At 35.0% G+C, this 21,930-nt stretch carries 19 protein-coding genes; 12 read left to right on the forward strand and 7 right to left on the reverse strand.

Translation table 11 applies throughout. The features are described 5' to 3' along the window. Positions 1-2: 2 nt before the first annotated feature. The 7 genes from EPI11_RS03820 to EPI11_RS03850 all read right to left on the reverse strand — a co-directional run bounded on the left by EPI11_RS03820 (position 3) and on the right by EPI11_RS03850 (position 7,665). Positions 3-2,828 carry a carboxypeptidase-like regulatory domain-containing protein gene (locus EPI11_RS03820; protein WP_128388631.1) on the reverse strand — a complete coding sequence of 942 codons (2,826 nt, stop codon included), beginning with the start codon at positions 2,826-2,828 and terminating at the stop codon, positions 3-5. Between the two features lie 12 nt (positions 2,829-2,840). After that, positions 2,841-3,860: a hypothetical protein gene (locus EPI11_RS03825; protein ID WP_128388632.1), complete on the reverse strand. Its 1,020-nt coding sequence runs from the start codon at positions 3,858-3,860 to the stop codon at positions 2,841-2,843. Next, complete coding sequence (locus EPI11_RS03830) at positions 3,857-4,654, reverse strand: fimbrial biogenesis chaperone (RefSeq protein ID WP_128388633.1); 798 nt, start codon at positions 4,652-4,654, stop codon at positions 3,857-3,859. Before EPI11_RS03830 ends, EPI11_RS03825 begins: the two co-directional genes overlap by 4 nt. Before the next feature lie 33 nt (positions 4,655-4,687). Next, positions 4,688-5,185 (reverse strand): hypothetical protein, encoded by a 498-nt coding sequence (locus EPI11_RS03835; protein ID WP_128388634.1) that lies wholly within the window; start codon positions 5,183-5,185, stop codon positions 4,688-4,690. A 191-nt stretch (positions 5,186-5,376) separates the two neighbouring features. Beyond that, positions 5,377-5,922: a hypothetical protein gene (locus tag EPI11_RS03840; protein WP_128388635.1), complete on the reverse strand. Its 546-nt coding sequence runs from the start codon at positions 5,920-5,922 to the stop codon at positions 5,377-5,379. A 194-nt stretch (positions 5,923-6,116) separates the two neighbouring features. Continuing rightward, a complete protein-coding gene (locus EPI11_RS03845; RefSeq protein WP_128388636.1) occupies positions 6,117-6,644 on the reverse strand; it encodes a hypothetical protein in 528 nt (175 codons plus the stop codon). Between the two features lie 142 nt (positions 6,645-6,786). Continuing rightward, the gene (locus tag EPI11_RS03850) at positions 6,787-7,665 is read right to left on the reverse strand and encodes a helix-turn-helix domain-containing protein (RefSeq protein WP_128388637.1); all 879 of its coding nucleotides are present in this window, start codon (positions 7,663-7,665) and stop codon (positions 6,787-6,789) included. Positions 7,666-7,956: 291 nt separating this feature from the next. Here EPI11_RS03850 and EPI11_RS03855 point away from each other — a divergent pair, with 291 nt between their 5' ends. From EPI11_RS03855 to EPI11_RS03910, 12 genes are all read left to right on the forward strand, one after another. Then, a complete protein-coding gene (locus tag EPI11_RS03855; RefSeq protein ID WP_128388638.1) occupies positions 7,957-8,961 on the forward strand; it encodes an SDR family oxidoreductase in 1,005 nt (334 codons plus the stop codon). A gap of 3 nt (positions 8,962-8,964) precedes the next feature. Next, a complete protein-coding gene (locus EPI11_RS03860; RefSeq protein ID WP_128388639.1) occupies positions 8,965-10,236 on the forward strand; it encodes a nucleotide sugar dehydrogenase in 1,272 nt (423 codons plus the stop codon). 236 nt (positions 10,237-10,472) lie between these two features. Continuing rightward, on the forward strand, positions 10,473-11,867 hold the full coding sequence (locus EPI11_RS03865; protein WP_128388640.1) for a UDP-glucose 6-dehydrogenase: 1,395 nt from the start codon (positions 10,473-10,475) through the stop codon (positions 11,865-11,867). Between the two features lie 51 nt (positions 11,868-11,918). Continuing rightward, on the forward strand, positions 11,919-12,974 hold the full coding sequence (gene rfbB, locus EPI11_RS03870; protein WP_128388641.1) for a dTDP-glucose 4,6-dehydratase: 1,056 nt from the start codon (positions 11,919-11,921) through the stop codon (positions 12,972-12,974). Continuing rightward, complete coding sequence (gene rfbC, locus EPI11_RS03875; RefSeq protein ID WP_128388642.1) at positions 12,974-13,522, forward strand: dTDP-4-dehydrorhamnose 3,5-epimerase; 549 nt, start codon at positions 12,974-12,976, stop codon at positions 13,520-13,522. Before rfbB ends, rfbC begins: the two co-directional genes overlap by 1 nt. 1 nt (position 13,523) lies before the next feature. Next, positions 13,524-14,378, forward strand: a complete 855-nt coding sequence (gene rfbD, locus EPI11_RS03880; RefSeq protein ID WP_128388643.1) for a dTDP-4-dehydrorhamnose reductase — start codon at positions 13,524-13,526, stop codon at positions 14,376-14,378. A gap of 4 nt (positions 14,379-14,382) precedes the next feature. Beyond that, positions 14,383-15,279: a glucose-1-phosphate thymidylyltransferase RfbA gene (gene rfbA / locus EPI11_RS03885; RefSeq protein WP_128388644.1), complete on the forward strand. Its 897-nt coding sequence runs from the start codon at positions 14,383-14,385 to the stop codon at positions 15,277-15,279. 151 nt (positions 15,280-15,430) lie between these two features. Next, positions 15,431-17,851 carry a polysaccharide biosynthesis/export family protein gene (locus EPI11_RS03890; RefSeq protein WP_128388645.1) on the forward strand — a complete coding sequence of 807 codons (2,421 nt, stop codon included), beginning with the start codon at positions 15,431-15,433 and terminating at the stop codon, positions 17,849-17,851. 7 nt (positions 17,852-17,858) lie between these two features. Beyond that, on the forward strand, positions 17,859-18,932 hold the full coding sequence (locus EPI11_RS03895; protein WP_128388646.1) for a Wzz/FepE/Etk N-terminal domain-containing protein: 1,074 nt from the start codon (positions 17,859-17,861) through the stop codon (positions 18,930-18,932). Between the two features lie 22 nt (positions 18,933-18,954). Next, on the forward strand, positions 18,955-20,142 hold the full coding sequence (locus EPI11_RS03900; protein ID WP_128388647.1) for a UDP-N-acetylglucosamine 4,6-dehydratase: 1,188 nt from the start codon (positions 18,955-18,957) through the stop codon (positions 20,140-20,142). Position 20,143: 1 nt separating this feature from the next. Beyond that, complete coding sequence (locus tag EPI11_RS03905) at positions 20,144-21,286, forward strand: LegC family aminotransferase (RefSeq protein ID WP_128388648.1); 1,143 nt, start codon at positions 20,144-20,146, stop codon at positions 21,284-21,286. After that, positions 21,276-21,902, forward strand: coding sequence for an acetyltransferase (locus EPI11_RS03910; RefSeq protein WP_128388649.1), 627 nt, complete (start codon positions 21,276-21,278; stop codon positions 21,900-21,902). The genes EPI11_RS03905 and EPI11_RS03910 overlap by 11 nt, the downstream gene beginning before the upstream one ends. Positions 21,903-21,930: the final 28 nt, after the last annotated feature.

Consider the following 21,930-nt stretch of genomic DNA (forward strand, 5'->3'; position numbering starts at 1 on the left):
ATTTATTTCTTTTTGTCTTTAGCCGGAGCCGGAGATGGTCCGTTTTTGAAACCGCTGGAGCTGAATTTTCTTGTTTCCACACGTTTTTCCTTAATGTTTAAAGTGAATTTTACTTCTTTAATATCATTAGGTTCGGCGTTGATAACTTGATTGTTATCTTCTATTTCAACATATTCAGAGATACCGGCTTTTTCAAGAGTAACAGTATATGATCCTTTAGGTACATACAATACAAAGTTTCCGTTTTCATCAGTTTTAGTTGTAAAAACATTACCACTGTCGTCGATTGCAATTATTGGGAGTCCTCCTTTTTTTCTGGTTATGTCGAAACTTTTTTCAGTAAAAATATACGATAGAGATCCTTTAATAGTGGCTGTTTTGTTCAGGCCAATGGCAATTTTGGTGTCGGCATTTATAACCACTGTTACGGCGTTAGAATACCATTCATTGGTGTTAACAGGTTTTATTGAATAGGTTCCCAGTGGAAGTGATTTGTATTTTAAAATTCCTTTGTTGTCTGTTCTAAATGCTTTTCCATCAATAATTACAACTTGGTTAGCAGCAGCCAAACTTTTGGATGTCATTTTGTCTTTACTTCCTGTTTCATAATACACATAAACTTCAAGCTCGCTTCTTGTCCTGTCAATCTTTATCGGATTAAAACGTTTTGTAAGTCCTACCTGAATCGTGTTTAAAGAATTTACACTTGTTGAAAAATCGCTGTAGTAATTGTAGGCGAAAAGGGTAAAATCCTGTGAAACATCATATTCTACACGACCGTTAAACTGTAACGATTCACTAATAAGACTGTTTTTAGAATATACCATTCCTACACTCACGTTAAGCTTATCGTTAAAAAATTTTTGTTGTAAAGTAGGTGAGATCGTAAGGTTAGTGTATTTTTCTTTTACGCCAAATTGTGAGTTGGCAATAATCTCTCCCAGGTAGAAATTATTGTATTGATAAAAAGCTAAAAGATTAAACATTTTCCAACTGTAGATAAAATTCGTCTTAAAGTGAAATTCTTTCTTTTCTATTGTATTGGTTGTAAAAAGGCCACCTTCAAAAGATAAGGATACATTCTGTCTTGTGGGAGTGTTGTAATAGGTTAATCCTAAAGACATCCGGGCAGCCTTCATGGTATATTCTTCCGGAGAAATAGTTCCAATAAACTGTTCCTTGCGATTTTCGGTATAATAATATGGGGATAAAGACACTATTACCGATGAAAAACGTCTTGATACTCCAATATCATAACGTGCTGTAGAAAAATGGGTTGAGGTAAATTGATTGGCGAACGATTCTGGTTTGGCAGAGAGATAATTGTATACTCCCCAAAAATTGAATTTACCAACAGGAAGGTTAATACGTTCGTTAAGGTTTACCACACCTTTTCTCATTCCTGAAAAATAACCGGAGCTAAGGTAATTGGAACTGCTGTAAAATAAACTTTTTACCTTACCGTTAAACTGAACTTCTCCTGCACCACCAGCTTTGTTTACCGATTCAATATCAGAAGTAAGATTACTTACTGCACCTCCGGCTCTAAGATTAAAATTTTCAGATGTGTATAATGAAAAGCGTGATGACGCCAGATAATTTTTTGTACCATAATACGTATCACTATCATAAATAATCGTGTTTTCATAACCATTTTTCTGCATCCATCCACCATTATGCGTGAACATTCCCCATGCCGATTTTCCGAAGGATAAGTTTGAATTGTCGATCAGGTTGAAAGTTTTATCGATAGCACCGGCTTCAATGGTGTTTTTCTCGTTTGGTTTGTAAAAACCTTCGGCACCTCTACCAATAAGGTTAAGCTCGAAAAACTTTGATATGTTACCTATGGTAGCCCCAAAGTTTTTTTCTTTATAGCCAAGCCATGTGTTTCTAAGGAAAACCTGATTTGAGTTTTCCCACCAGTTCATATCTATATTGGCCTGAAGTACACCTTCATTGATTTCTGCCTCGGCATTAGCATATAAAAAGTAAGCATTTGTATTATCGCTGTTGTGCTGCATGCTTGCTGTAACCTGATTGGTTTGGTTAAAAGCCAGATTGTAATCGGGGTTGTAGGGAGCTGCATATTTTCTGTCCTGACGTATGGAGCTAGCTCTTACAGTACCATTATTAATAATATCGCCATTCTTATACAATGCGGTAATATTAATGGTGAAATCTTCTTGTTTTAGTATGTTTTTGTTGACTACTTTTTTTAATACAACAATAGTGTCTGTAAATGCCCTAATGCTGATATCGGTGTTTTCAATTGCATTTCGGGTTATAAAATCGGGGTAGCGGGCTAAAACGGTAATTTTTTGAGCAGTATTTCCTTCGTTAGAAATACGTATAGGAATGGAGAGGCTGTCGCCGGCTCTTTCGTAGATCAGGTTTGTTTCGAGCAGCATTACTTTTACCAGTTTTCTTTCGCGTATAAGAACGGGAAGGAAAACACTCTTAGTTTCCTGTGTGCCGTTAAGTGAAAATACACCTTCTATGGTACTTTTGTTACCAGCTTTTGCTGTGGCAGCAACAATAGCTTTTATCGGAATAAAAATGCTGTCCCTGGAAGGTAATGTTATGGTTTTAGATTTTCGTTGAGAAAGGTAAAGGTCTTCGTGGCTGCTGTGCGCATCAAAAGTTCCTTCTATAGTGTGGCTGGTAGTATTTACTATTCTAACATAAGCATCTACAATGCCTGTGCTGTTTGTCTCGATTTTTTTGCTGGTAAATTCTATACTAAAGCTGTTATTTTGTGACCATGCAGTAAAGCCTGATACAAAAACAGCAAAGAATAGTAGTATTTTATAGCATTTAGCCGACATTTATCGAGGAAGTTAATTAGGCATTATTACAAAATACACACGGGTACTATAGGTTCCCGGTGATACATTTAATCCCGGGCTATTTGCAGGAATGAAGAATTTTATATTATATGTGATATCCTGAGCAGTATTACTTGATCGCATAGCTACGGGCTGGGTTGTTGTTGCCAGAGTTATTGGCGAGATAATTTGTAATCCCTGATAGGCCTGATTCGTGCTTAACTGTAATTTTAAATTAGAAAGCGGTATGGTTTGTGAGGAAGATGACGAAATGAAATCGCCTGAAGCTTCTACTGCTAATTGAGTATTGTAAGTGTTCACTCTTAAAGCATTAGCAATTGTAACCGATTTTTCTGAGGCATAATCTGCAGGACTGCTGTAATTCAGGTTAAACTGTTGGGCGCCATTTTGTAGAATAACACTTTGTCCGCCATAATTCCCGCCAAAAGAAAGCTGAAACCTTGCGTCACCCAGAGGTGATGTGTAAATTCCGATTAGCTGCTCTGTACCTCCCGATATTTTATAAAGTTTGAATTCATAGGATGAATTATACATTCCGTTTGGGGTTACCAGTAAATGATTGCCACCCTGAACAGTTAAGTTATAACGAAAAACCCTGTTTACAGAACCGTTTAAATTAACATTGCTATGGATAAGAGTAACTTCGTTGTATTTGCTAAGTTGTATTGCCTGGGTTGGGACATTTACCAGAATGCTATTTGCAGAACCGCCATTTTCCTGACTGTTAAATTTCAGAAAACTGTATTGCGCACCTACAGTATATGAACCGTTAACTTCATTAGTGTAATCCTGTGTTAGTCGTGCAGTAAGCTTCCATTCGTTTACATTCATATTAGTGCCATAATACTGTATGGGAATTGAGATCTGGTTATTGAGTGTTTTTCCCGATACCATTTCTGGATAGGTATTAAATGTTGGCTGGCCACCATTATATGCACCCAGCGTATATTGAGCATTCGCTGCATATAGGGTAAACAGGAAAAAACATAAAATGGTTGTTATTTTTTTCATAGACTAAATTCTAGTTCTGCAATTTTTATAACATCGTTTTCACCATAGGTCATAATGGCCGAAACAGTATAATTACCTTTAGCAAGATCAGCAGGTAATTGTTGTTTTAATACTCTAATATCTTTGGGAAGTGTGTAGAATTCTGATTCTTTTAGTGTACTTTTTTTACCGGTACTGTTGTTAAATAGTTCCCATTTTACTTTCCCATCGGCCCATAAATTGCCTTGGTTCTCTATTTTTAATTCAATGACCTTGTTTTTGTTTTCGTCGCTATAGCTTGTGAAATCTGTAAAGTCAAGAAGAACTTTATTTTCTTTTATAAAGGTGTGGTATATTTTTACACCCATTCTTACGGTTACCTGTATAGCAGCACCGTTTTGGTCTTTAGAAGTTCCCGGGTTAAGCTGGGTAAAGAAGATCATACCTGTATGAACTGGTATTGAAGTATTGGCATTTGCCGGAACTTTAAAAAGTACTTCTATTTGTTTGGTTTCTCCCGGTTTAACAACAAAGTAGGAAGAAGGTAATATTTGTATCCAGTCGCTGCATGATGTCGGAAGTGTATTTGCTTCAACAATTTTATTATTACCTGATGGCTCATATTCCCAATCGCTAAATGAAACACCTACTTCAAGCTCTTTCTCTGTAGGGTTTGTTAAGCTAACATACTGGGAACCGTTTGCTCCTGCATTTAATTTGTAATATAAACGTCCTGGTGATACAGATATACCTGCCTGAGCCTGTACTTGGTTTACCATGAATAATCCAACCAGAGCCAATAGAAAATTTTTCATTTTTGTATTGTTTAATATCAGTAAAGATACCGTTTATTGAGGAATTAAAGTATACATAACCGTAGTGCTATATGTACCTGCTTCACGATTAAGGTAACTCGGTGACTTCGTTTCGGGGATTACATAATTAACATGAAAGCCGCGACCCCATTCGCCTGACGGAGATGTTATTATTGTGGTTGGCAATGCAGAAAGCATAATTTGTGGCACTACCTGAAGACCTGCCGGTGGGGCAGTGTTTGAGTTGGTAAGATTTCCTGTAGCTGTTTTTACGGCAATTGTATTTACAGGCAAAGTAGTATTGTTCCCATTATAGGAAAAATATTGTGTGCTTGCTTTTACAGTTACCTGATAAGCAGTACTTGAACTCACCCTTATATGGTTAGATTGCTGACCTGAAGAATTTCCCAAAATAAAATGAGAAGGCTGGGTCATATTTATATTAACCGTAGGCTGAGAAACCTGTATGCTTTGTACCTGAGCTATAGTAACGTTTACCTGTGTTTGTGCAGAGCCTATGTTTTGTGCCATAGCGGCTATAGGGCAAAGTAGTAACAACAGAAATAAATTACGTATGAATTTTGGGGGTGTCAAATGTAATTATGTTTCTAATTGTGAAGTGAAAACCTTCTAGAAGACAATGTAAGTCTGAATATCGAATATATAAAACAGCACTAACCTATAAATAAGATTAGTGCCCTTTTATTATTAGTTATCGTGATTTAGTTTGCTACGATAGTATAAGTAAGCAATGTGCTGTAAACAGCAGCTGGTTTGTTTAAGTATACCGGAGCACTAACTGCAGGAATTGTGTATTGTACGTTAAATCCACGAACATCACCTTTAGCTGAAGCAATAAGCTGAACTGGTGCAGTTGCACTAAGTGCTGGAGCATTTGCAGGGAAAGTTGCAACAGATCCTGGATCAACACTACCGGCAGCACCAGAGAAGGTACCAGGTGTAGTTGAAACAACAACTGTATTTACAGGGATAATGTCGTTAGCAGGAGATGTTAACTGGCTAGATGCCTGAACTGATACTTTGTAACCGCCTGTAGCGCTAACTTTAAGGTGGTTAGGTAAAGAACCTGTTGTGTTACCTTGTGTAAAGTTTGCAGCAGTGTTCATTAAGATAGTAACTGTTGGGTTAGTTACCTCGATAGAATAGATGCTTGCAAGGTTTACATTAAGATTTGTAGTTTGTGCGAAAATAGAATTTGCAGATAATGCAATGATAGCAAATGATGCTGCTTTAACGAAATTTTTCATTAGATTTTGGGGAATTTAAGTTCTAAATATTTAGGGGGGCTAAACATTTTAGATTACTTTATTATTAATAGTAATTTAACGGTGCAAAAGTATGCCCATCGCTAATAATGATCACAGTCAAAAACGGAATTTTTGATGTCATTTTGCGACAGGTGCACTGCTAATTATAATAGTAGTATCTATTATATAGCTTGTTATGGCATTAGTATGGTGTAGGTAACTAATGTAGAATAGGTTCCGGGAGGCTGGTTTAAGTATGCCTGCCCGCCTGATACCTTATAATTTATATTAAAAGAACGCTGTGCATCTGCTTGTGAAGATTGTACTAAAGTAGTTTCTCCAAGAGCTAAGGCTACAGGGTTTAAATTAATTATTCCTGTTGATGCTCCTCCTACACTTCCCTGAGTTGGTGTAACAGTAACTGTTCCAATGTCTATTGTAGAGGTCTCACCAGTTAAGTGTGTAGCTGCCGAAACTTTTATTTCATAGTTAGAGCTGCTCATTATCTTAATATGGTCTTGCTGTAAGGCCGACTTTCCATTTACATATTCTGAAGCGTTAGTTAATGCTATTGCAACATTATTTTGGGCTTCATTAATTGTTATGCTTTGAATACTTTTTAGTTCTACGCTCAAATTTGCGCTTGCAGTTCCCTGAGTATAACCAGTGGTTATGCAAGTGTAAAAAATAAAACTGTATAATGCTGCATGTATCTTTTTCATAACTCGGCTTTTAAGTGAAACATCTTTAGGCCACGACAAAAGTAAAAATCCAATGAAAAAACTATCTTAAATAGGTCCTTAAAACGATAAAAGGAGGGTATTTCTCGTTCAATGGTGTTTAAACACAGATTTTTATCTGTGTTTAAACACTATATACCCTTTTTTCCTCAAATTGTGTCCTGTATTCTTTAGGTGACATCCCGGCTGCTTTGATAAAAAACCGGATAAAATTGCTGGGTTCCAGGAACATGAGTTCAAAAGCAATTTCTTTTATACTCATAGAACTGTATCGCAGCAAGCGTTTACTTTCGATTACAATTTGTTCTGTAATTATTTTTTTAGGCGACATGCCGTATATGTTATTGCATATTTCGTTTAAGCGTTTAACTGATATATTGAGCTTGTCGGCATATTCTTTTACCAGCTTCATATGTTTTAGGTTCTCTTTTACCAATTGCCTAAAATGACCCGCAATATCAACATCTGTTTTTTTAAACATTTCCATTGGACTGTAAGAACTGTCTAATAATTCTTTTTGAGAGAATAATAAAAGCCGCTCTACAGTATTGTGGGCAAATAAGTACATTAACTGATCAAAGGGCTGTCGGCATATGTGCAATAATGACTGATGATGCTGTTCAATGATCCTTTTTAAAGAATTATGTAACTTATATTTTAATGCCTGCTGTGAATTAAAAAATACACAGGATTCTAAAAATCGTCTGTCTATATCATTGCGACAGTAAAAAGCTTCTTCAAAACAAACAAGCAGCACTTCAAAAGAAGAAGGTGTTGCTATGCTGAATACCTGATTTATACTAATGAATCCACATTCGAATTTATTTATATCTACTAAATTGTTGTCTAGCTTAAGTGTAAGCTCTCCTGATTTTACCCAAAACATTTGATAAAATGAGCTTCTGAATGATTTATTTAAGAACGGACTTTCCTGGGATCTAATTAGGTGTGCGCTAAATCCGGTAGGGTATTGTTTTTTGTCAAGACTAAGAGTTTCGATCATGATATTTTCTACAAAAATGAATCAGTTCTTAAAGATAAGGAAAACCAAATAAATAATGTGTAAAAAAATCAGTAAAATACTAGTAAATTAAGGCTTTTAAGCAGGTTTTTACTTTTAGTTATTTTATCGATCTTCTGTTGTAGGAATAAAGGTTTTAATGAATTGTAATAAAAACATTATTCTATTGTTTATACAGGCAGATAAGTATGTTTACAAATAATTCATCGTTAAAATATTAGTATATATATTTGCAATCTATACATTCTATGTAGTTTAAATTTTAAGTAACTGATGCAGAATAAATTAAAGGCTAAAATCTTAATTACTGGAGGAGCAGGGTTTATAGGTTCAAATCTGTGTGATAACTTTATTGAAAAAGGTTATCAGGTGGTTTGTCTTGATAATTTTGCGACAGGTTTTAAGAAAAACATTCAGCATCATTTTTCTAACCCTGATTTTACACTAATTGAGGGTGATATCAGAAATCTTTCTGATTGTCAAAAAGCAGTTAAAGGTGCTGATTATGTTTTTCATGAGGCAGCATTGGGTTCAGTGCCCCGTTCAATTAATGATCCTATAACAAGTAACGAAGTGAATGTAGGCGGGTTTTTAAATATGCTTGTTGCCAGCCGTGATGCCGGAGTAAAAAGATTTATTTATGCAGCGAGCTCTTCAACTTATGGAGATTCTGAAGCCTTACCTAAGGTTGAAGATAATATTGGTAAACCATTATCACCCTATGCTGTTACTAAATATGTAAACGAACTTTATGCTGATGTTTTTAGTAAGACGTATGGTATAGAGACTATTGGACTCCGCTATTTTAATGTTTTTGGAAGGCGTCAACATCCGGGAGGTGCTTATGCAGCTGTTATTCCCAAATTTGTTATGCAGTTCATGAAACATGAGAGCCCGGTAATAAACGGAGACGGCAATTATTCCAGGGACTTTACCTATATAGATAATGTGATCCAGATGAATGAACTTGCTATGGAAACAAAAAATCCGGAAGCAGTTAATACAGTTTACAATACAGCTTTTGGTGATAGAACCACACTTAAAGATCTTGTTGGTTATCTTAAAGAATTTTTATCTGAATATGATAATGAGATAGCGAATGTAGAAGTAATATATGGACCTAACAGGGCAGGAGATATTCCTCATTCATTAGCTAGTATAGATAAAGCAAAAGGCAAATTAGGATATGATCCAAAGTTTTCAATACAGGAGGGTTTAAAAGAAGCTGTTGTATGGTATTGGAATAATTTAAAACAGACAGATAGAACGGTATTATAAAGTATGAAGATAACTATTATAGGTTTAGGCTATGTTGGCTTGCCATTAGCTGTTGTTATGGCTAAGAAATATGCTGTTGTTGGTTTTGATGTCAACGAATCCAGAATAAAGGAGCTTAATAAATATAATGATGTAACGTTGGAAGTAGACCATATTGCATTACAAGATGTTTTAAGTACAGAAAAGTCTTTAGAGAAAGGATTGTACTGTAGTTCTAATCCTGAAGATATAAAAGATTCTACCTATTATATAGTCACTGTGCCAACGCCTGTTGATAAAAATAATAAACCTGATTTAACGGCGCTTTACAAAGCTAGTGAAACGGTAGGTAAGGTGCTTAAAAAAGGAGATATTGTTATTTATGAATCTACGGTATATCCTGGAGCTACAGAGGAAGAATGTGTGCCGGTACTTGAACGGGTAAGCGGATTGAAATTTAATGAAGACTTTTTTGCAGGCTATTCGCCGGAAAGAATAAACCCGGGAGATAAAGAGCATACTGTTGATAAAATTCTGAAAGTAACTTCTGGTTCTACACCTGAAATAGGTTTAAAAGTTAATGAGTTATATAAGTCGGTAATTACAGCGGGTACACATTTAGCGCCATCGATAAAAGTTGCCGAAGCGGCAAAAGTGATCGAGAATTCGCAACGTGACATCAACATTGCGTTTGTTAATGAACTGTCTAAAATATTTAATTGTTTAGGAATAGATACTTATGCTGTTTTAGAAGCAGCAAGTACAAAGTGGAATTTTCTTCCGTTTAAACCGGGGCTTGTTGGCGGACATTGCATAGGTGTAGATCCTTATTATTTGGCACAGAAAGCACAGCAGGCAGGCTATCATCCGGAGATAATACTGGCAGGAAGAAGGCTTAATGATAGTATGGGCGAGTATGTGGCAAGCCAGGTTGTTAAACTGATGATAAAAAAAGACATTGAGGTTAAGGGGGCAGTACTTTTAATGCTTGGAATTACCTTTAAAGAAAATTGTCCTGATGTGCGTAATACTAAAATTGTAGATGTAATAAAATCTTTAAATGAGTATGGCGTTGAGGTTGTAGTATATGACCCTTGGGCAAAACCATCAGAGGTTTTACATGAATATGGTCTGCAAACCGTGAATATACTGCCTGTAAGAAAATTCGATTCAATTATTTTGGGTGTTGCTCATAAAGAATTTATGGATATTGATTATAATGCACTGAGACAGGATAATAGTGTTCTGTATGATGTTAAAGGCGTTTTGGGTAAAATTGCAGATGGTAAATTATAAAAATAGCCATTTTTTTGTTAAAATAAGTGCTATAAAACGGTCGTTGATTTAGATATACAGTCAAAAAGGTTGTAAGTTTGCCGACTAAAAAATAAACATAAATATAATTGTTGCACAGACACATTATTTGAGTTTAAAAAAAGATAAAAATATACCCTGATAGGGAAGTAGATAGCCATTAATACAAATCAAATGGACTATTGAACAGTGAATTGAATAAATTAAATTTTAATTTAATGACTAAGATTAAAAATATATGTTGTATTGGAGCAGGATATGTAGGAGGGCCGACTATGGCTGTAATTGCTCATAAATGTCCTGATGTAAAAGTTACTATCGTAGATCTTAATGCTGAGAGAATTGCAGCATGGAACGATGAAGACGTTAACAATATTCCAATTTATGAACCTGGACTAGCAGAAGTTGTCGCTTCGGCAAGAGGCAGGAATTTGTTTTTTTCTACTGATGTTGAAAAAGCAATAGATGAGGCAGAAATGATATTCATATCGGTGAATACACCTACTAAAACCTATGGTGTTGGTAAAGGTATGGCCGCAGATCTTAAATATATTGAGCTTTGTGCCAGGCAAATTGCTTCAGTTGCAAAAAATGATAAAATTGTGGTAGAGAAATCTACACTGCCTGTAAGAACAGCAGAAGCAATTAAAAACATATTAGATAATACAGGGAATGGTGCGAAGTTTCAAATACTTTCCAATCCTGAATTTTTAGCTGAAGGTACAGCAGTAGAAGATCTACTTAATCCGGATAGGGTATTAATAGGTGGTGATAATGATGAAGATGGACAAAAAGCTATTAAATCGCTGGTTGATATTTATGCAAATTGGATTCCAGAAGAGAGAATACTAACTACAAATGTATGGTCTTCTGAACTTTCTAAACTAACTGCAAATGCATTTTTAGCGCAAAGAGTATCTTCGATTAATGCGATGTCTGAACTTTGTGAAAAAACAGGAGCAGATGTTAATGAAGTTGCAAGAGCTATAGGAATGGATAGTAGAATAGGCTCTAAATTTCTAAAAGCTTCTGTTGGTTTTGGGGGATCTTGTTTTCAAAAAGATATATTGAACCTTGTATATATAGCAAAATCATATGGTCTAAATGAAGTTGCAGATTATTGGGAACAGGTCGTTATAATGAATGATCATCAAAAGAAACGTTTTGCAACTAATATTGTAAGAACACTTTACAATACGGTTTCAGGTAAAAAAATAGCTTTTCTTGGTTGGGCATTTAAAAAAGACACAAACGATACCAGAGAATCTGCCGCTATATACATAGCCGATGCTCTATTATATGAGCAGGCAAATATTGCTGTTTATGATCCTAAGGTAGAAAAAGAAACTATTTATAAAGATCTGGATTATCTGGAGTCCAGGGAATCTGCCCAAAATAAAAAAGGGGTTGTGGTTTTTGAGAATTCTTATGAAGCCTGTAAGGATGCACATGCTATAGCTGTTTTGACAGAATGGGATGAGTTTAGAACTTATGATTGGCAAAAAATATATGATCACATGAAGAAGCCTGCTTTTGTATTTGATGGCAGGAATATACTTGATGGAGAAAAGTTAAGAAAGATTGGATTTGTTTTTCAGGAAATAGGGAAGTAATTCATCTATGATTAGGTTTTAAAAAACACAAATTCTTAAATGATTAAGGAGATGAAAAATATTCTAATTACCGGTGGTGCCGGCTTTATTGGTTCTCACGTAGTGAGGCGTTTTGTGAAAAATTATCAGGCAAGTCATATTTTTAATCTTGACGCACTTACTTATGCCGGTAATCTTGAAAATATTAAAGACATAGAGAACGAATCAAATTATACCTTTCTTAAAGGGGATATTACTGATGCTGAATATATAAATGAGATTTTTGAAAAATATCAATTTGATGGTGTTTTACATTTGGCAGCAGAATCTCATGTTGACAGATCGATCACGGATCCGTTAGCGTTTGTGAAAACAAATGTTATTGGTACTATGAATCTTTTAAATGCGGCTAAAACGCTTTGGAAGAATGATTTTGAAGGGAAAAGATTCTATCATATAAGTACAGATGAGGTATATGGATCATTAGGTAGTGAAGGTTTGTTTACAGAAACTACTCCTTACGACCCTAATTCGCCATATTCTGCTTCAAAGGCAGCTTCAGATCATTTTGTTAGAGCTTATGGTGAAACGTATGGTTTGCCCTATGTAATAACAAATTGCTCTAATAACTATGGACCTTATCATTTTCCTGAAAAACTGATACCCCTATTTATTAATAATATTATTAATAATAAGCCACTACCGGTTTATGGTGATGGAAAATATACACGCGACTGGCTTTTTGTTGAAGACCATGCTGCGGCTATTGATCTTGTGTTTCATAAAGGGAATAATCATGACACCTATAATATTGGAGGTTTTAACGAATGGCAGAATATAGACCTGGTTAAATTGCTTTGCAGTATTATGGATAAAAAATTAGGAAGAGCCGAAGGAACTTCAGTTCAACTTATTTCTTATGTTAAAGATCGTCCGGGACACGATTTGCGATATGCAATTGATGCATCAAAAATCAATAAAGAATTAGGATGGAAACCATCTGTAACTTTTGAAGAAGGTCTTGAGCGCACAATTGATTGGTTCTTAAACAATCAGGAGTGGCTGGACAATATAACATCAGGAGAATACCAAAGCTATTATAATAATCAATACAGCACATCGAAATAATGGAAATAATAAAAACTAAGTTAGAAGGATGTGTGATCTTAGAGCCGAGAAAATTTCACGATGAAAGAGGATATTTTTTTGAAAGCTTTAATGAAGCAAAATTTCAGGAACTAACAGGTACACAAACTAAATTCGTTCAGGATAACCAGTCTTTTTCTACCTATGGGGTATTGAGAGGGCTGCATGCGCAGTCAGGTGAACATGCTCAGGCTAAATTAGTGCGTGTGCTAAAAGGCGAAGTTCTTGATGTTGCTGTAGATATTAGAGAGGGATCGCCTACTTTTGGTGAACATGTTGCTGTACGGTTAAGTGCAGAAAATAGTTTGCAGTTATTTATTCCGAGAGGATTTTTGCATGGATTTGTTGTGCTTTCTGAAACAGCAGAGTTTTTCTATAAATGCGATAATTATTATAATAAAGAATCAGAAAGCGGCGTAGTATATAATGATCCTGCAATTAATATTGACTGGTTACTTCCTCAGGCAGATTTAAATTTGTCTGATAAAGATGTTATTTTACCTGTCTTAAACGAAATTTATAGTAAATAGAATGAAGAGTATTTTAATTACAGGTGGAAATGGTCAGTTGGGTGAATGTATTCAATCTATTGAAAAGCAATTTGGCAATGGAAATACATTTTCATACTTAACGGTTGATGATCTGGATATTACAAACCCTTCACAAGTAGCGTCTGTAGTTGATAGTTATAAACCGGATTACATTATTAATTGTGCTGCTTATACTGCAGTAGATAAAGCTGAGGCAGATAAAGATCTTGCTTACGCTATTAATGCACATGGGGCAGAAAATCTTGCCAAAGTTTGTAAAGAAAAAGAGATCATTTTGATACATGTTTCTACTGATTTTGTTTTTGGTGATGCTCCACCTATTCCGTTAACTGAAGAAATGACAGCTTACCCATCTGGTGTGTATGGAGCATCTAAATTAGCAGGGGAGCAATTGGTACAGCAAAATATGGACAATTATTTTATTTTGAGAACCAGTTGGTTATACTCTGAATTTCAGAATAACTTTTTAAAAACGATGCTTCGCCTGGGTAAAGAAAGAGACGAGCTGTCTGTAGTATTCGATCAGGCAGGTACTCCTACCTATGCTAAAGACTTAGCAGAAGTTATATTATATATAATTAATTCTGGTTCGAATGCTTATGGTTTGTATCACTTTAGCAACGAAGGAGTTACTTCCTGGTATGATTTTGCTTTTGAAATATTCAAACTAAGTAATACAGCAATAAATTTAAAGCCTATAACATCAGATCAATTTCCGACGCCGGCAAAGCGTCCAAATTATTCTGTTATGAATAAGAATAAAATTAAACAGAATTTTGATATTCAAATTAAGCATTGGACAATAAGTTTAGCTGAGTGCATAAAAAATACTTAAAATCATGAAAGGAATTATATTAGCCGGAGGCTCTGGAACAAGATTATACCCATTAACAAAATCCATTTCAAAGCAAATGATGGCTATCTATGATAAGCCAATGGTATATTATCCACTTTCAGTTTTAATGTTAGCCGGAATTAATGAAATCCTGGTTATTTCTACACCACACGACCTGCCAAATTTTAAAAACCTGTTGGGTAATGGAGAAGATTTTGGTATTAGGTTAGAGTATGCAGAACAACCAAGTCCTGATGGGCTGGCTCAAGCTTTTATAATTGGTGAAGAATTTATTGGCGACGATGATGTTTGCTTGATTTTAGGTGATAATATTTTTTATGGACATGGTCTTACCGAGCTTTTGTCTACAGCTGTAAAAAATGTAACTGAAGATAAAAAAGCTACTGTTTTTGGTTATTATGTACAGGATCCAGAACGTTATGGCGTTGCTGAATTTGATAAATCAGGAAATGTTATTTCTATAGAAGAAAAGCCTTCAGACCCAAAAAGTAATTATGCTGTTGTGGGCTTGTATTTCTATCCTAATTCTGTGGTTGGAATTTCTAAAAGTATAAAACCTAGTGATAGAGGTGAATTGGAAATTACAACTGTAAATCAGGAATACCTAATGAGTAAAGATTTAAAAGTCGAACTTATGGGCAGAGGCTATGCATGGCTTGACACAGGTACACATGAGTCTTTATTAGAAGCGTCTAATTTTATACAGACAATTGAAAAAAGGCAGGGCTTAAAAGTAGCTTGTCTTGAAGAAATTGCATATGAAATGGGGTACATATCAAAAGCCAAATTAATTGAACTTGCGACACCTTTAAAAAAGAATGAATATGGGCAGTATCTTTTGAGATTGGCTGCTAAAACAGATAGAATTAAATTGTGGTAGGTTTATATGTTAAGTATAAACAGCCCAAATGTTAGCTGTAGAGTATGTTAAAAGAAATGATGTGTATGCCATTTTAATAGGCAATTAATTTTTTTTAATATAGTTTTACAGTGTTTTTCAAACAAAATTAGTAGTTTTTTAAAATTTAGTTATGAATAAAATAATAGCCTTTTTACTTTTTTTTACAATTTGCATTTCTATTCCGGTTCACGGACAGGATCTGTTGAAAGGTAATGATTTAAAGGCAGTAGTGGTCGATGATTTATCTGATGTACAGATTGCGGAATTACAATCACAGCTTTCAGGTAAGAACATGACTATTGATCAAGTGGAGCCTATGGCCCTGTCTAAAGGAATGTCTCCCTCAGAATTTTCAAAGTTAAGAGCCCGATTACAGGCTTTAAAACCCGAAGCAAATGTATCTACTGGGGAAGTATCAGCAGGAGATTCGAAAGATCCCTCTGTTTCTAAAAAAAATAAATTATCAGATTCACCCGCAACAATAAAAAGATCAAACCCACAAATTTTTGGTTCAGAACTCTTTAATAATGCGGCGTTAAGTTTTGAGCCAAATTTAAAGCTGGCTACTCCACTAAATTATACCTTAGGACCTGATGATGAACTTCAGATAAGTGTTTATGGAGTGCAGGAATTTAATGCTTCTTTGAAAGTAAGTTCTGAAGGTAAAATCAGTATACCTTATGTTGGTCAGATTAGCGTGTCAGGAATGACTATTGAAGCGGCAACGCAAAAGATAAAAAGTGCAATGTCAAAAGTATACAGTACTGTTGCATCAGGACAATCTACAGTGACTGTGAGTTTGAGCAGGATAAGAACAATAAGGGTTACTATAATTGGTAGTATGCAGCCGGGTAATTATGCTGTATCTTCATTATCAACAGTTTATAATGCTTTGCATTTGGCTGGCGGACCCGCTGAAAATGGAAGTTATAGAAACATAGAACTTATAAGAAATAATAAGATATTTAAAAGTATTGACATTTATCGTTTTTTAATTAATGGTGACCAGTCTGATGATGTTGGTTTAAAAGATAATGATGTAATAAGAATACCTATATATAGAAACAGGGTAAAACTTGAAGGAGAAGTTAAGCGTGCAGGAATCTTTGAGATGAAAGGAGAGGAAACTTTTTTTGATCTACTAGGTTTTGCTTCCGGTTTCAGTGAAGAAGCATACACAGCTTCTGTAAACGTAGTTCAGAAAACGGATAAGGAATATAAAATTAAAGATATTCTATCTTCTGAATTCCTTACGTATAAACCTCTTTCTGGAGATGTATACAAAGTATCTAAAATTCTAAGTCGATATGAAAATAGAATAACAATTGAAGGAGCTGTTTTCAGGCCTAATTTTTATTCATTTTTTACAGGAATGAAAGTTTCTGACTTAGTATCAAAAGCTGAGGGTATAAGAGAAGATGCTTACACAAAAAGAGCAAGAATAGTAAGGGTAAAAGAAGATCTGACTACAGAGATGGTAGAGGTTGACCTTGAAAAGGCTCTTGCCGGTGACGCAACAGCAAATATAGAACTTAAAAAAGAGGACATACTTACCATATACTCGCTCTTAGATTTCAAGGAAAATTTCAAGATTACAATTGATGGGGAGATTAAAAAGCCCGGTACTTATGATTATTTTGAAAACCTTTCTTTAAATGACCTTTTAATCGAAGCGGGCGGGCTTACAGGTGCTGCATCAAAAAAAGTTGAGATAGCCCGAATGCTAAAATCTGAAGATGTTGATAAAGACGGCAAAAAAAGAGTTGAAGTAATAAATCTTGAAATTAATGTTCAAAATAACGAACAGCTAGAGAATATAAAGCTTTTCCCTTTTGATGTAATTAATATCAGAAAGCTGCCTGTTTATGAACATCCGGAAATGGTTGTGATAAAAGGTGAGGTTAATTATCCTGGCAAATATGTTTTAGCTAATAAGGAGGAAAGAATTTATGATGTTATTACTAAGGCTGGTGGATTAACCAATCAGGCTAATATTGACGGGGTAAAGATTAAACGACCTATAAAGGCGGAGCAGATTGAAGACTTGGATAGAATTGACCTAAATTTAGGAAAAGGTGATTCTATACAAAAAGATCTTACTGATAAAGTAATAAAGTTAAAATATGCTACCATTCCTGTTGATTGGCAAAAAATAAAAGCAAATAAGAACCATTATTCTAATATAATGTTGCTTCCTGGTGATGAGATTGAGGTTATGGCATATGATGAGGCTGTGAAAATCTCCGGGAATGTACTTTTAACTTCAGAAATTCCGTATAGAAAAGGAAAAGGATTTAATTATTACCTGGATGCTGTGGGTGGACTTGATAATAAAGGCTGGAAGAGAAAATCTTATATAATTTATCCTAACGGAAAAGCAGCGACTTCAAGTTCGTTCCTTTTCTTTAGATCATATCCGGATGTTGAACCCGGATCTCAGATCGTTGTACCGGCCAAGCCGGAAAGTAAAAAAATGAGTACTGCAGAAGTTGTTACAATTGCAAGTGTACTTACCAGTTTAGCAGGTGTTATAATCGCGATATTAAGATAGGATAATTATGGAAGATAATCGTATTGAGTCTAATACTGGTGAAATTACTCTAAAAGAAATATATTTTACGATAAAAGAATGGTTTCAGTATTTACTGTCTAATTATAAGTTAATTGTCTTAGTAGGTATTGTTGGGGCGCTTTTAGGGCTGGGCTATTCCTACACTAAAAAACCAAAGTATACAGCTGTTTTATCATTTGCATTGGAAGACGATAAACCTTCAGGATTGGGAGGAGCTTTAGGTCTTGCCGGACAATTTGGTTTAGACGTTGGCGGAGGTGGAGGCGGTGTTTTTTCAGGCTCAAATTTAATTGAACTCTTTAAATCCCGTAGTATGGTTGAAAAGACCTTGCTTACTCCTATTCTGCAAAACGGAAAGACCATTTCTTTAGCGGAAATGTATATTCAAAATAACAAATGGAGAAAAGGTTGGGCGAAAGATGAAAAATTAAAATCTATTCAATTTTTACCTAATGCTAAAAGAGAGACTTTTACCAGAGCCCAGGATAGTATTTTAGAAATTATTTATAATAGTTTATCTGCATCCGGACTTTCTGTATTGCAAAAGGATAAAAAGATTTCGATAATAACTGTAGAGGTCAAATCTGAAAATGAAGTGTTCTCTAAAGTTTTTAATGAAGCTCTGGCTGATGTTGTATCTGATTTCTATATAGATTCTAAGAGTGAGAAATCCAGGCTTAATATGACAATTCTGCAAAGGCAGCTGGATTCTATCAGGGGTGAATTAAATGGTTCTATAACCGGTGTTGCTGTAGCAAATGACAGGACTTTTAATTTAAATCCGGCATTGAATGTTAAAAGAGTGCCATCTGCACGTAAACAGGTAGATGTACAGGCAAATACTGCAATACTTACTGAATTAGTTAAACAAACAGAATTAGCCAAGGTTACTTTGAGAAAAGACACACCTTTGATACAAATTATTGATAAACCAATTTATCCTTTGAAGAAGGAAAAATTTGGTAAAGCAAAGGGGATAATTATGGGTGGCTTTTTAGGTGGCTTTTTTATTGTAGCATTTCTTATTTTGAAGAGACTATGGAAAATGCTGCTAAACTAATCGTTAAATTTTATTTAGAACAATGGATATTACCAAGCTTATAGGAAGAAGCACTGAGATATTTGAAGATGATATATCAAAACATGAAGAAGAGTTAAGACAAATTGTTAGCTGTTCTTCTTTTTTAGTTATTGGCGCAGCCGGGTCTATTGGGCAGGCGGTAACAAAAGAAATATTTAAAAGAAACCCATTAAAGCTTCATGTTGTAGACATAAGCGAAAATAATATGGTAGAGCTGGTTAGAGACCTAAGAAGCTCTTATGGATATATTGATGGCGATTTCCAGACTTTTGCTTTAGATATCGGATCTGTCGAATATGATGCATTTATTAAGTCGGATGGTAAATATGATTATGTTTTAAACCTTTCTGCTTTAAAACATGTCAGAAGCGAGAAAGACCCTTTTACTTTGATGAGGATGATCGATGTTAATGTTTTTAATACTGAGAAAACATTACAACAGGCTATTGACAATGGAGCGAAAAAATATTTTTGCGTTTCTACTGATAAAGCTGCTAATCCTGTAAACATGATGGGGGCTTCGAAGCGCATAATGGAAATGTATTTAATGCGCAAAAGCAGGGAAATAAAAATTTCTACTGCAAGATTTGCTAATGTAGCTTTTTCAGACGGATCTCTTTTACACGGTTTTAACCAAAGAATTCTAAAGAAACAGCCTATTGTGGCGCCTAATGATATTAAACGGTATTTCGTAACTCCTAAAGAGTCTGGAGAGCTATGTTTGATGTCATGTATTTTTGGAGATAACAGAGATATTTTCTTTCCTAAATTAAGTGAAAGCCTGCATTTGATTTCTTTTGCTGATATAGCTGTTAAGTATTTATCGGAGATAGGATATGAACCTTATTTGTGTGAATCTGAAGATGAAGCACGAGCAAAGGTTAACGAATTGACTGGGCAGAAGAAATGGCCTTGTTTGTTTACAAATAGCGATACTACAGGAGAGAAAGATTTTGAAGAGTTTTTTACTGACAATGAAACTCTTGATATGGAACGTTTTGAAAATTTAGGAATTATCAAAAACGATGAAGACTTTGATCAGTTGAAACTTGAAGACTTTACTAAAAGAATTCAACAGATGAAAGCTAATGGTACATGGAATAAGAATGAAATTGTAGACCTATTTCATGATATGATACCAAATTTTGGACATAAGGAAACAGGTAAATATTTAGATTCAAAAATGTAATATGAGCGATTTTAATTCTGTTATAGCATTTATAAAAGAGCAGCATAATAATAAAGATTTTACGCCGCTGCACGCTCCTGTATTTAATGGGAACGAAAAGAAATATTTACTGGATACAATAGATTCTACTTTTGTATCGTCTGTAGGTGCTTATGTAGATCGTTTTGAAGAAATGATGTGCAGTGTAGCACAAACTGAAAAAGCAGTCGCAGTGGTAAATGGTACTGCAGCCATACAGGTCGCATTAAGACTGGTAGGAGTTAAGCCGGGTGATGAAGTAATAACTCAGGCACTGACTTTTATCGCAACTGTAAACGCGATTGTTTATAATGGCGCAACCCCTGTTTTTGTTGATGTTGATCTAGATACTATGGGACTTTCTCCAAAAGCACTTGAAGCATTCCTTGTTGAAAATGCTGAACTAAGGGAAGATGGTGCTTATAATAAGAAAACCGGCAAAAAAATAAGTGCTTGTTTACCGATGCATACTTTTGGTTTTCCGGTTCATTTAGATGAACTGTTGACTGTTTGCAATAATTGGAAAATAACTCTTGTAGAAGATGCTGCAGAATCTTTAGGTAGTATGTATAAAGGCAGACCTACAGGAAGTATTGGTAAATTAGGAGCATTCTCTTTTAACGGTAATAAAATTGTTACCAGTGGAGGCGGAGGTACAATAGTTACGAATGATATTGAACTGGGTATAAAAGGAAAATATTTAACGACTACTGCAAAAGTTCCACATCCGTATGAGTTTGTGCATGACGAGATGGGTTACAATTTTAGAATGCCTAACCTAAATGCTGCATTAGCATGCGCGCAGTTAGAGCAATTGGATGGCTTCTTAGAAGATAAAAGAAAACTAGCAAAAGAATACCAATCATTCTTTGCTGGAAAAGGAATAAATTTTAGAACAGAAACTCCCGATACAAAGGCTAACTATTGGTTAATGTGTGTTGAGCTTGAGAACAGACAGGAAAGAGATTTGTTTTTGAACGATACAAACAAAAATGGAGTAATGACAAGACCAATATGGCAATTGATGTTCAGACTGCCTATGTATGCTCATTGCCAGAAAGATGCACAGCAAAACGCATTGTTTTTAGAAGAAAGAATTATAAATATACCAAGTAGTGTCCGTTAATCAATCCATATTGATAGGTTATTCGGGACATGCTTATGTAGTTGCCGAAGCAGCATTAGAAATCGGTGTTGATATAATTGGCTACTCAGATAAAAATCCAGTACCTAATAATCCTTTTAATCTGGAGTATCTTGGATTTGAAAATAACCCGGATTTTATAGGCTGGCAGCTGGCAGCGTCATTTATTCTTGGCATAGGTGATAATTCAATAAGACAAAAAATAGCTGAACTTGTAATTACCAATGGGAAAGAACTACTTACTGTAATAAGTAAGTCGGCATCTGTTTCAAAAACAGCAAAAATAGGATACGGTACATTTATTAATAGGAATGCAGCAGTTAACGCCTTGTCAATTATTGGTAATAATGTTATTTTAAATACAGGCTGCATTGTGGAGCACGAATGTGTGCTTGGAGATGCAGTACATATTGCTCCCGGAGCTGTACTTGCCGGAAATGTAACGGTAGGTGAAAGAAGCTTTATAGGGGCAAATTCGGTTATTAAACAGGGAGTAGCAATAGGAAAAGATGTAATAATCGGAGCTGGTACTGTTATTATTCATGATATTCCTGACGGAAAAAAAGTAGTTGGGAATCCGGGGAAATATATAGAGTAAAACATGCCTGTCATTTAAAGGTAATTGA

The organism is Flavobacterium cerinum (assembly GCF_004028155.1).
GTDB classification, from domain to species: Bacteria; Bacteroidota; Bacteroidia; order Flavobacteriales; family Flavobacteriaceae; genus Flavobacterium; species Flavobacterium cerinum.